12 protein-coding genes are annotated in these 11,285 nt (G+C 70.8%); 7 read left to right on the forward strand and 5 right to left on the reverse strand.

Annotation, left to right across the window (positions count from 1 at the left end; translation table 11 throughout):
* The 3 genes from D180_RS21430 to D180_RS21440 all read right to left on the reverse strand — a co-directional run.
* Positions 1-1,228, reverse strand: a 1,228-nt coding sequence (locus D180_RS21430) for an Hsp70 family protein (RefSeq protein WP_017914387.1), incomplete at its 3' end; no start/stop codon positions are given.
* A gap of 122 nt (positions 1,229-1,350) precedes the next feature.
* The gene (locus D180_RS21435) at positions 1,351-1,821 is read right to left on the reverse strand and encodes a peptidylprolyl isomerase (protein WP_017914388.1); all 471 of its coding nucleotides are present in this window, start codon (positions 1,819-1,821) and stop codon (positions 1,351-1,353) included.
* Positions 1,822-1,947: 126 nt separating this feature from the next.
* A complete protein-coding gene (locus tag D180_RS21440; RefSeq protein ID WP_017914389.1) occupies positions 1,948-2,904 on the reverse strand; it encodes a cation diffusion facilitator family transporter in 957 nt (318 codons plus the stop codon).
* Positions 2,905-2,994: 90 nt separating this feature from the next.
* Here D180_RS21440 and D180_RS21445 point away from each other — a divergent pair, with 90 nt between their 5' ends.
* A complete protein-coding gene (locus tag D180_RS21445; RefSeq protein ID WP_017908239.1) occupies positions 2,995-3,336 on the forward strand; it encodes a zinc ribbon domain-containing protein YjdM in 342 nt (113 codons plus the stop codon).
* Positions 3,337-3,400: 64 nt separating this feature from the next.
* Here D180_RS21445 and D180_RS21450 read toward each other — a convergent pair whose 3' ends face one another.
* Positions 3,401-4,489, reverse strand: coding sequence for an alkene reductase (locus tag D180_RS21450; RefSeq protein WP_017914390.1), 1,089 nt, complete (start codon positions 4,487-4,489; stop codon positions 3,401-3,403).
* Between the two features lie 263 nt (positions 4,490-4,752).
* On the opposite strand from D180_RS21450, the gene D180_RS21455 reads away from it, so the two are divergent.
* Positions 4,753-5,955, forward strand: coding sequence for an MFS transporter (locus D180_RS21455; RefSeq protein WP_017914391.1), 1,203 nt, complete (start codon positions 4,753-4,755; stop codon positions 5,953-5,955).
* A gap of 6 nt (positions 5,956-5,961) precedes the next feature.
* On the opposite strand, the gene D180_RS21460 is transcribed toward D180_RS21455, so the two are convergent.
* A complete protein-coding gene (locus D180_RS21460; RefSeq protein WP_017914392.1) occupies positions 5,962-6,957 on the reverse strand; it encodes a tetratricopeptide repeat protein in 996 nt (331 codons plus the stop codon).
* 618 nt (positions 6,958-7,575) lie between these two features.
* On the opposite strand from D180_RS21460, the gene D180_RS21465 reads away from it, so the two are divergent.
* The 5 genes from D180_RS21465 to D180_RS21485 all read left to right on the forward strand — a co-directional run bounded on the left by D180_RS21465 (position 7,576) and on the right by D180_RS21485 (position 11,201).
* The gene (locus tag D180_RS21465) at positions 7,576-8,031 is read left to right on the forward strand and encodes a PA2169 family four-helix-bundle protein (protein WP_017914393.1); all 456 of its coding nucleotides are present in this window, start codon (positions 7,576-7,578) and stop codon (positions 8,029-8,031) included.
* 143 nt (positions 8,032-8,174) lie between these two features.
* Positions 8,175-8,795: an RNA 2',3'-cyclic phosphodiesterase gene (gene thpR / locus D180_RS21470; protein WP_017914394.1), complete on the forward strand. Its 621-nt coding sequence runs from the start codon at positions 8,175-8,177 to the stop codon at positions 8,793-8,795.
* The gene (locus D180_RS21475) at positions 8,792-9,391 is read left to right on the forward strand and encodes a hypothetical protein (protein ID WP_017914395.1); all 600 of its coding nucleotides are present in this window, start codon (positions 8,792-8,794) and stop codon (positions 9,389-9,391) included. Before thpR ends, D180_RS21475 begins: the two co-directional genes overlap by 4 nt.
* A 78-nt stretch (positions 9,392-9,469) precedes the next feature.
* A complete protein-coding gene (locus tag D180_RS21480; protein ID WP_017908246.1) occupies positions 9,470-9,655 on the forward strand; it encodes an oxidoreductase-like domain-containing protein in 186 nt (61 codons plus the stop codon).
* Positions 9,656-9,776: 121 nt separating this feature from the next.
* Positions 9,777-11,201, forward strand: coding sequence for an AcvB/VirJ family lysyl-phosphatidylglycerol hydrolase (locus tag D180_RS21485; protein ID WP_051064877.1), 1,425 nt, complete (start codon positions 9,777-9,779; stop codon positions 11,199-11,201).
* Positions 11,202-11,285 lie beyond the last annotated feature (84 nt).

Here is an 11,285-nt window from a genome sequence, read left to right on the forward strand (position 1 = left end):
TCAGGAACACCGCGGCCGGGTCGCCGCCGATGTCCTGGCGCACCTGCGCCAGCAACTCCTGCAGGGCTTCCAGATAGCTGCGTGCGGCCTGCACCAGTTCCTCGGCCTGCACCTGCACCTGCAAGCCTGCTTCGATGTAGTCCAGGGTCTCGGCGTGGTGCTCGGCGTCGCTGAGGCGGATCTTGCTGCGCTCCACCGCACGGTACAGGCGCGCGGTGTTGCCCGGTTCCTGCAGCGCCTGCAGGCGCGCCTCGTACGGTGCGGGGACGGCGTCGTAGCGATGCTGGCGGAAATCGCGCTGGCGGGTGGTGTCCTGCACCATCGCCGCCTCGACGTAGTGGTGCGAGGGCACGCGGGTGAGGCCGCGGCCGAACTGCGGCATGAATCCGGCCAGGCTCAGCGCCAGATCGATGTCGGTGCCGCCGCGCGGGATGCCCCAGGCGCGGTGCACCTGCGGCGCGGCGTCGCCGCCGACGCTGGCGTGGGCGATGTCGGTGGTGCCGCCGCCGATGTCCACCACCACCGCGGCGTGGCGCTCGCGGCTGACCGCGTGGTAGTGCATCGCCGCGGCGGCCGGTTCCTCCAGGAAGGCGACGTCGTCGAAGCCGGCGGTGATCGCGGCGCTGTGCAGGATCTCCAGCGCCTGCGCGTTGCCGGCCTCGCCGATCGAGCTGCGGAACTGCACCGGGCGGCCGAGCAGGGCGCGGCGCACCTGCACGCCCAGTTGCTGCGAGGCGGTCAGGCGGATGTGTTCGAGAATGTGCGCGGCGATACCGGTGATGGTCTGGCGTGCGCGCGGATGCAGGTTGTAGCCCAGCATGGACTTGGGGCTCTGCACCAGGTTGCCTTCGCCTTCGACGAAATACGCGTCCAGTGCGTCGTCGCCGTACACCGCGTTCTGCAGCAGCGCCGCGGAACTGCGCGGCTCGCGCATCTGCGTTTCCATCCACTGCCGGCGCACCACCCGGATCGCGTCGCGGCGCAGTGCGTCCGGGCTACGTTCGCGGCCGGCGGCGAGCGCGTCGCGGCGGCCGGATTCGATCAGCTCGTCCACCTGCCGTTCCAGCGCCGGGGTCAGGTCGAACTCGGCCGGGTCGCGCATCAGCTCGGGGAAGTACACCGTGGTGCGGAACTGTTGCTGCGCGCCGAACTCGATCGGCACCACGCGGCCGTCGATCACCGCGGCGGCGGCGGAATTGCTGGTGCCGAAGTCGATACCGAGGCGCATGACGGTGCCGGGGGCGGGAGGGGCCGCGCACTGTGGGGCAAGCCGTCGCGCGACGCAAGCGCGGGCGCAAACGCACGAGGCCCGCATCGGCGGGCCTCGTCGGGGACGCGAAACCGGGTCGCTTACAGCGCGGCGCCGGCGTGGCCCTGGTTCTTTTCCTGCTCGGTGGCCTCGCGCACGCCGGCCACTTCCACGGCGAAGTGCAGCACCTGCCCGGCCAGCGGGTGGTTGCCGTCGATGGTCACCAGTTCTTCGCCGACCTCGGTGACCGTGACCAGCAGCGGGCCCTGGTCGGTCTGCGCCTGGAACTGCATGCCCGGCGCCAGCGACCCGGCATCCGGGAACGAACCGCGCGGCACCTGCTGCACCAGTTGCTCGTGGCGCGGGCCGTAGCCCTCGGCCGGGATCACGTCGGCCTTGACCGACTCGCCGGTGCGCTTGCCGGTCAGCGCCTTTTCCAGGCCCGGCACGATGTTGCCGGCGCCGTGCAGGTAGCTCAGCGGATTGTCCGGCGAGGACTGGTCGATCACTTCACCGGCGTCGTCGGTGAGGGTGTAGTGGATGGTGGCGACAAGCCCGTTGGCGATCTCCATGGGAAACCTCGTTCAGTGAGTAAGGGGGATACGCCGGCACAGTCACAGCGCGATGAGAGGGGGTGCTACCCGGCTACCCTAACGAAAAGCGGCGCAGGGCCGCAAGTCGCGTCGGGGCGCCGCCATTCAGGCCGGCGGCGGCCGGCGCAGCGCGGTGCGCCGGGCCAGCCAGGTCTCCGGGGTCTGCGGCTTGACGAACAGCGCCTGCAGTTCCGGATGCTCGGCGCGCGCGGCGGCCTCGATGCGCTCGATGCACGCTTCGATCTGCGCGGTGCTGCGCTGGTCCTCGAATTCGGCGCTGAGCGCGGCCACCACCTGGTCCGGCCCCATCTGCACGCTGAGTACGCCGTTGACCGCGCGCACGTCCGGATCGGCCGCGGCGATGCGCCGCAGCGCGTCGCCGAGCGGACGCGCCGCCGGCTCGCCGATCAGCAGGCCCTTGGTCTCGCGTGCCAGCACGAACGCCGAACAGGCCAGCACCGCGGCGATGCCGATGGAGGCGACGCCATCCAGTGCCGGCATGTCCAGCCATTGCGCGGCGAGCAGCCCGGCCAGCGCGATCAACAGGCCGATCAACGCTGCGCTGTCTTCCACCAGCACGGTGAACAGACTCGGGTCCTTGCTCTCGCGGAACGCCTGCACGTAGCTCAGGCGGCCCTTGCGCGCGCGGAACTCGCGCAGCGAGACCCACCACGAGCCGCCCTCGAACAACAGCGACAGCCCCAGCACGATGTAGTTGAGGGTGTGGTCGCTGGCCGGCTGCGGATCGCGGATGTGGGCAATGCCCTCGTACAGCGACACTCCGGCGCCGAGCGCGAACACCAGCAGGGCGACGATGAAGCTCCAGAAGTACAGTTCGCGTCCATGCCCGAACGGATGGGTGGCGTCCGCGGGGCGTGCGGCGCGGCGCAGGCCGTACAGCAGCAACAGCTCGTTGACCGTGTCCACCAGCGAATGCACGCCTTCGCTGAGCATCGCCGAACTGCCGGAGAGCCCGGCGGCGACGAACTTGGCGATGGCGATGGCCAGATTGCCGGCGAGCGCGGCGTAGATCGCGAGACGGGACCCGGACGAGGCGGACATGGCATTCCTGCGGCTGGCGCGGCCGCACGGCGGCACGGGGCGGGCGGCTACAATAGGCGGCTCGCCGTCGTCGCCGTATCAAGGATTCCCATGCCCGCCGCACCCGCCTGTCCGCAATGCACCCTGGAAAACACCTATGTCGACGGCGCCAACTGGGTGTGCGCGGACTGCGGCCACGAGTGGCCGGTCGCGGCCGACGCCGCCAACGACGCGGCGACGGTGGTACGCGACAGCAACGGCAACGTGCTGCAGGCCGGCGACACGGTGGTGGTGATCAAGGACCTGAAGGTCAAGGGCTCGTCGATCCCGCTGAAGCAGGGCACGGTGATCCGCGGCATCCGCCTGGTCGAAGACGATGCCGAACACATCGAAGGCAACTCGGACAAGATCAAGGGCCTGGTGCTGAAGACCTGCTTCCTGCGCAAGGCCTGAGCGGGCGAGCCCCACTGCATCGCCCGCCGCGGCGGCACCGATGCGGTGCCGCCGCAGGACGCGATCAATCCAGCGTCGGGTAGTCGGTGTAGCCCTTGGCGCCGCCGCCGTACAGCGTGTCGGCGTCCACCTGGTTCAAGGGCGCGTCGCGGCGCAGTCGTTCCACCAGGTCCGGGTTGGCGATGAACGGGCGGCCGAACGCCACCGCGTCGGCGCGACCGGAGGCCACGGCCTCTTCGGCCAGTGCCTTGTCGTAGCCGTTGTTCACCAGCCACGGACCGTGGAACTTGGCGCGCAGCGCCGCATAGTCGAAGGCGATGTTGTCGCGCGGGCCGCCGGTGGCGCCTTCGATCACGTGCACGAAGGCCAGGCCCAGCGGATCCAGGCGTTCCACCGCGCGCTCGAACAGCGGCTGCGGGTCGCTGTCGCGCGCATCGTTGGCCGGGGTCACCGGCGACAGGCGCACGCCGGTACGGTCGGCGCCGATTTCCTGTGCCACCGCTTCAACCACTTCGAACAGCAGGCGGGTGCGGTTCTCGATGCTGCCGCCGTAGGCGTCGTCGCGATGGTTGCTGCCGTCGCGCAGGAACTGGTCGATCAGGTAGCCGTTGGCGGCATGCACTTCCACGCCATCGAAGCCGGCGGCGATGGCGTTGCGGGCGGCGCGGCGGAAGTCCTCGATCAGCGCGGGGATCTCGTCCAGGCGCAGCGCGCGTGGGGCGGAGACGTCGGTGAAGCCCTCGGCGGTGAAGGTCTTGGCATCGGCGCGCAGCGCGCTGGGCGCCACCGGGGCGGCGCCGCCCGGCAGCAGGCTGACGTGCGAGATGCGGCCGACGTGCCACAGCTGCAGCACGATCTTGCCGCCACGGCGATGCACCTCGTCGGTGACTTTCTTCCAGGCCGCGACCTGTGCGTCGCTGTAGATCCCCGGGGTGTCCTTGTAGCCCTGGCCCATCGGGCTGATCTGGGTCGCCTCGGCGATGAGCAGGCCGGCGCTGGCGCGCTGGCCGTAGTACTCGGCGGCCAGCGGCGTGGGGATGCGGCCTTCGCCTTCGGCACGGTTGCGGGTCAGGGGCGCCATCACGATGCGGTTGGCCAGTGCGATCGCGCCCAGGCGCAACGGCGTGAACAGCGGGGAAGCGGTGTCGGTCATCGGTGGGTCTCTTGGTGGTGGGGTGGGGCGGCCGACCCTACAGCGGGGCGCTGCAAGGCGGTGTGCGTGCAGGACATGGGGACGCGCGCGGCGGTTTCGCGGCGGTGCGGTGGGACAGTGCGTTGCTGCGGCGGCACCTTCGCGAGGGCATCGCCACCCCGGGCGCCACCAGCGGCGCCGCGCAACGCGGCGTTGCGCAGGCGGGGCTGCAGGACTTGCTGCAATGCACAATAATGGGCGGCCCTTTCCTTCGGGACGTGCGCATGACCTCATCCGCCACGGCGCCGCTGTCGCGGCGCGGCTACGTGCTGATCCTGTTCGCGCTGGCGATGGGCGGTTTCGCGATCGGCACCAGCGAGTTCTCCACCATGGGGCTGATGCCGTACATCGGCCGTGGTCTGGTCATCGATGCGCCGCAGGTCGGGCATCTGATCAGTGCCTATGCGCTGGGCGTGGTGGTCGGTGCGCCGCTGCTGGCGATCCTCGGCGCGCGCTGGTCGCGCCGCGATCTGCTGCTGGCGCTGATGGGCTTCTATGCGTTCGGCAATCTGGCCAGCGCGGTGGCGCCGGACTATCACAGCATGCTGCTGGCGCGATTCGTCGCCGGCCTGCCGCACGGCGCCTATTTCGGTGTGGCGACCCTGGTGGCCGCGTCGATCGGTCCGCCCGACCAGCGTGGCGCGGCGGTCAGCCGGGTGCTGCTCGGCCTCAACCTGGCGGTGCTGGTCGGCAACCCGCTGGCGACCTGGCTCGGCCAGGTGGCGGAATGGCGCTATGCCTACGCCCTGGTCGCGGCGATCGCGGTGCTGACGGTGGTGCTGGTGTGGCGCCTGCTGCCGGCCGATCCGCAGGAGGCGCGGCCCTCGCCGTTGCGCGAACTGCGCGCCTTCAACCGCACGCAGGTGTGGCTGGCGCTGGGCATCGGCGCGATCGGCTTCGCCGGCATGTTCTGCGTCTTCAGCTATCTGGCACCGACCCTGATGGAGGTCACCGGCGTGTCCGAACACTGGATCCCGGTGGCGATGGGCGCATTCGGGCTGGGCGGCCTGCTCGGCAATCTGGCCGGCGGCTGGCTGTTCGACCGGATGCAGTTCCGCGCGGTGCCGCTGGTGTTGCTGTGGTCGCTGGCGGTGTTGCTGGTGTTCCCGCTGGCGGCCACTTCGCCGTGGGCGGTGCTGCCGGCGGTGGTCGCGGTCGGCAGCATGGGCGCTTTGGCGCCGGTGCTGCAGACCCGCCTGATGGACGTGGCCAGCGATGCGCAGACCCTGGCCGCGGCCTCCAACCATGCCGCGTTCAACCTGGCCAACGCGCTGGGGCCGTGGCTGGGCGGAATCGCCATCGGCGCCGGCCTGGGCTGGACCTCCACCGGCTATGTCGGCGCGGCGATGGCCGTGGGCGGCCTGCTGATCTACCTGTGGGCGCGCCAGGCGGCACGGCGTGGCGCCTGCGCGCACGCGGCCGGCTAGGGTGCGCTAGCGCAGCGGCCGCGCGGTGGAAGACAGCCTGCGCAGCGCGTCCAGCTTGCCTTGGTAGCGCGGTTGCGTGGCCGGATCGGCGTGGGCCATGGCCTCGCGCAGCGCCGCGGTGGCGCGGCGGGTGTCGCCGCTGTGCAGGTAGGCGCGGGCCAGGGCGAAGTACAGCAGGTGGGCGCCGTCGTAGAGGTGCAGCGCGTGACGGTAATAGGCGATGGCCGCGGCGTAGTCCTGGCGCCGTTCCGCCTCGTTGCCGAGCAGGTATTGCTGGAATGGGTCGCGTTGGCGCACCTGTTCCATCTGCCGCTGCAGGGCGGCCTCCCGCGTGCCGTCGCCCAGGCGTCGGGCCAGGCCCACGGCGTTGGACAGCGCCGGCAGGTGCTCCGGATCGATCTCCAACGCCTTGGCGTAGTCGCGTGCGGCGGCGGCGCTGTCGCCATCGCGCATCGCCAGCACGCCTTGGTTGTTCCAGGCCCCGGCGAAGCGTGGGTCCATCTGCAGGGCCATCGCCAGATGCGCGCGGGCGCCGTCGAGGTCGCCGTCGACCAGCAGTTCGGCGCCGCGGTTGTTGTAGTAGTGGGCGAGGGCGCGGCGGTCGGAGATCGGCTGCGGCCCGCGCCGGTCCATCAGCACGCTGCGGTCCAGGTCGATGCTGCCGCGGCCGCTGTCCACGCGCACGCCGGCGTTGACGTGGCCGACGTTGTACAGCGCATTGCCGTCCTCGTACCAGCTCAGCACGCGACGTACTTCCTGGACCTGCGCCTGCAGCCCGACGTCGCGCGCCATCGCCACGAACAGCAGGGTGAAGGACAGGCAGTTGACGTGGCGCGTGGCGTAGCTCTCGGCGACGCTGTGGGTGGCCTTGGGGTCGTACTGCAGGTCCAGGCCGTTGGCATCGAAGGCCAGCGCCACCAGTTGCTGCAGACGGTGTTCGGCATCGGCGCCGCGGTCGATGCGCTGCTGCAGCAGCGTATGCAGCGCCGGTGGAAGTTGCATGATCTGCTCAGGGATCGGAACGGCGGTTGCCGCGGTAGTCGTCGCCGGAACCGGCGGTGTTGCCTCTCTCTGGACGGCCGCTGCCGTGTGCGATGAAGGTCGCGACGGTGTGGGCGGCGACGGGGCGGCCGTGGCGGCGGCGAGCAGGGCGAACGCGGTCCAGGCGAACATGACGCACCTCGCGGTGCCCTGCAGTGGCGAGGGCTCGCCTGCACTATAGGCCCTCGCTGGCGAGACAGGACGGTCATTGTGGCGGTGCCGACGAGCGGTCTCCGGCCGACGCGATCGACGGCGGCGGTCATCCACAACCGCTGTGGACGAACGTGGGGCAACCGTGTGGATAAGTCGCTGCCACCCAGGCGCCACAATGCACGCAGACAGGATGGTGAAAACTTCGCCACATGTCTGACTGCGCAGTGCGGCCATGAACGCGTGTTCACCACGGGCAATGCCGCGTGACGAGCGAGCGCCGATGGCTCACGTGCGCTTTATGCCGTTCTGCCCAGCATCGCCAACACCACGCAACGCGGCAATCCTCTCGACCGCGCCGTGCGATATCCAGGTTCACCCCCGTGTGCCCGTTGCGCGATATCGCTGGCCTCGCCACAGGAGTTTCCCATGAGCATCCAGAGCAAGACCACGCACAGCCTCAACGACCTCATCGCCATTTCCCGCGACGGCAAGGACTTCTACGAAGAAGCCGCGCAGAAGGTAGGCGACGCCGAGCTGTCCTCGCTGTTCCTGCGCATCGCCGGCGTCAAGTCGGACATCGTCAGCAGCCTGAGCGCGGTGGTGCAGTCGGTCGGCGGCAAGCCGGAAGAGCACGGCACCATGGTCGGCAGCATGCAGCAGATGTACGGCAAGGTCCGCGCCGCGCTGGGCGACACCAAGTACGGCTATGTCGCCGAGCTGGAAGAGTCCGAGGACCGCCTGCTGAAGGCCTTCAACGAGACCATCGCCGACGCCGACACCCCGGTGGCCGCGCGCGATGCCGCCACCCGTCTGCTGCCGGAAGTGCGCGCCTGCCACGACGTGATGCGCACCCGCAAGCACGCGATGAAGAACGCGGCGTAAGTGCCGCCCGCCGCCGGCCCGGCGCGCCGCATCGCGGCGTTGTCCGGGTCGGCGTGCCGATGGTCTGCAGCGGGACGGTGCGCTTGCTACCATGCGTGCTCGACCGCTGCCCGACCTGATTGCGGCGTTTGCCGCTTCTGCCCATGTCTCCCGATGCTGCGCCTGCCGGCGCCCAGTTCTCGCTCGGTTTCGATGCGCCTGCCGCACGCGAAAGCCTGTTCTTTGCGTTGTTGCCCGACACGCGAACCGCGCAAGCGGTGCACAGCCTTGGCCAGCAACTGTGCCAGGCGCATGGTCTGCACGGGCGTGCGCTGCCGCCGGAGCGGCTGCATGTCACCTTGCACTATCTGGGCGAATACGCCGGGATTCCGCCACGCTTGCTGCAGCAGGCCTGCGCCGCCGGGCAGGCGCTTGCGGTCTCGCCCTTTCAACTTGCATTCGACCAGGCGGTGACCTTCGACAGCCGCGCGCGCAGCCGACCGCTGGTACTGCGCGGTGATGCCGAGTCCGCGCCGTTGCTGGCGTTGCGTCAGGCGCTGCAGCAGCAGTTGGCCCGACACGGCGTGGCGCCGCGCGCCGACGGCGCGTATCTGCCGCACATGACCCTGGCCTATGTCGATCAGGTGTTGGCGCCGCAGCAGGTGCCGGCGCTGCATTGGCAGGCGACGTCGCTGAGCCTGATCCGCAGCGTACAGGGCCAGGGCCGTTACCTGCACGAAGCCAGCTGGCCGTTGCGCGCCGCCCCTGCGCAGCGCGACGCATGAACGCGGCGCCGCTGACCCTGCCCGAGGCGCAATGGGCGCAGCTGCGGGCGGCCTACGCCGAACCGCTGCGGGCGTATCACCATTTCGGCCACGTCGAGGCGGTGCTGGCGCACTACGCCGAGGTCGCCGCCGACACCGGCTGGCGGCAGCCACGCGAGGTCTACCTGGCCGTGCTCTATCACGATGCGGTCTATCGCGCCGGCCGCGGCGACAACGAAGCGCAGTCGGCGCGCCTGGCCGAGGCGGCGATCGCGCAATGGCTGCCGGACGCCGGGGTGGAGGCGACGCGGGTGGCTGCGCTGATCGCACTGACCGCGCGCCACGGGCAACTGACCGTCGCCTCGGTGGATGCGGACGCCGCGCTGTTCCTGGATTGCGACATGGCCATCCTCGGCGCCGCGCCGGAGGCCTTCGCCGCCTACGACCGCGCCATCGCCGAGGAGTACCGCGGCGTGGTGCCGGGCTGGTTGTACCGACGCAAGCGCCGCGCGTTCCTGCGTACCGTGCTGGCGCAGCCGCGCATCTTCCTCAGCGAGCGCTTCCATGCGCGCTACGACGCGGCCGCGCGCGCCAACCTGCGTCACGCCATCGGCTGAGGGGACGCGGGCCGCGTCCTGCGCCGCCTTCTTCTACACTGCCGCGCCGGTCTGCCCCGGCCGCCGCCACGGAGCCCCATGTCCGACCCTGCCGCCAATGCCGATCCCCGCCCGCAGGCGCCGCTGCCGCCGGGCCCCAGCGACTGCTGCGACAGCGGCTGTCCGCTGTGCGTCTACGACCTCTACCACGAGGAGCTGGAGCGCTACCGGCAGGCGCTGGCCGCCTGGCGTCTGCGCCATCCCGGCGCCGACGCGGACGCCTGACAGGCCTGCCGGTGCAGGCGCTGGCGCAGGTCCGGCGTACCTGGCATGAACCAAGGAGCGCGCCGCGCTTCGCGCCGTCGCCGTTCGGGATTATCTTTACACGCCTTTTCAGGATTGCCGGATGATGCAGAAGCGTGGCGGTTGGATGTGGGGATGTGCATTGGGCGGACTGCTCGCGGCCGGCGTCGCCGGCGCAGCACCGGGCGCTGCGGCCACCGCCGCGCCGCATGCCGGCGCACCGGCCGCGGCGCCGGAAAAGCTCAGTCACGGCCGCTTCGAGCAGGTGCCGGTGCTGTTGCCCAAGGGCAACGCGCAGCGCGTGGTGCTGTGGTTCGCCGGCGGCAAGCATGCCGACGCCGAGCGCATGCGCCAGATCGAGGCGCTGCGCGACGACGGCGCCATGGTCGCGGTGATCGACAGTGCGCACCTGCAGGCGGTGCTGGCCAAGATCGACGGCACCTGCGGCTTCTCCGCCGGCGACGTGGAGAATTTCTCGCGCTACGTGCAGGCCTATTTCCACGTGCCGACCTACCACCTGCCGTTGCTGGTGGGCGATGGCGACGGCGCCGCGCTGGCCTATGCGGTCGCGGCGCAGGCGCCCAAGCATCTGCTGGCGGGCCTGCTGACCGAGGATTTCTGCCCGGTGCAGGTGCTCGACGACCAGATCTGCGGCGCCGGCATCACCGCGCCGGCGCGTGCGTTGCAGGCGACTGCGCTGCCGGTGCCGTGGCTGGCGGCGCTCGATGCCAAGACCCGCCGCGACCGTTGCACCCAGCAGAGCGACGCGTTCCTGCAGAAGGTGGCGCAGGCGCGGCAGTTCCGCCGCAGCGCCAGCGGCGATGCGCTGCCGGGGCTGCGTGCGGCGGTGCGTTCGCTGGGCGACCGGCCCGGCGTCAGCCTGCCGCCGACCCCGGCCGACCTGGCCGGGCTGCCGGTGGTCGAAGTGCCTGCCGCCGCGGGCGCGGGCGATGCCGACAACGGCAACGTGTTCGCGATCTTCGTCTCCGGCGACGGCGGCTGGGCCGGACTCGACCAGCAGGTCGCCGGCGCCCTGGCCAAGGCCGGCATCCCGGTGGTGGGCGTGGATTCGCTGCGCTATTTCTGGAGCGAGCGCACGCCGCAGGGCTTCGCCACCGACCTGGACCGCATCTACCGCCACTACAGCCACCTGTGGCAACGCGGGCGGGTGGTGCTGATCGGCTTCTCGCAGGGCGCCGACGTGCTGCCGGCGGCCTACAACCAGTTGCCGGAAGCGATGCGCGACCAGGTGCAGCTCACCGCCTTGCTGTCGGTCGGCAAGACCGCCGACTACGAGTTCCACGTGTCCAACTGGATCAGCTCCGGTGACGACGGCCTGCCGATCGCCCCGGAAGTGGCGAAGATGCCGCCGGCGCAGACCCTGTGCATCTACGGCGAGGACGACGACGACGCGCTGTGCCCGGACCTGCCCAAGGGCGCGGTGCAACTGGTCAAGCTGCCCGGCGACCATCACTTCCAGGGCGATTACGCGACGCTGGCCAAGCAGATCCTGCAGCGGATTCAGTAGACGCCGGGATTGGGAAGGCGGGATTGGGGATTGGTGGGGTGGTCGTGGGTGCGGGCTTGCGCGCTCGCGTCGTCGGCCGCCGGT

The organism is Xanthomonas sp. SHU 166, assembly GCF_000364685.1.
Classification (GTDB): Bacteria; Pseudomonadota; Gammaproteobacteria; order Xanthomonadales; family Xanthomonadaceae; genus Xanthomonas_A; species Xanthomonas_A sontii.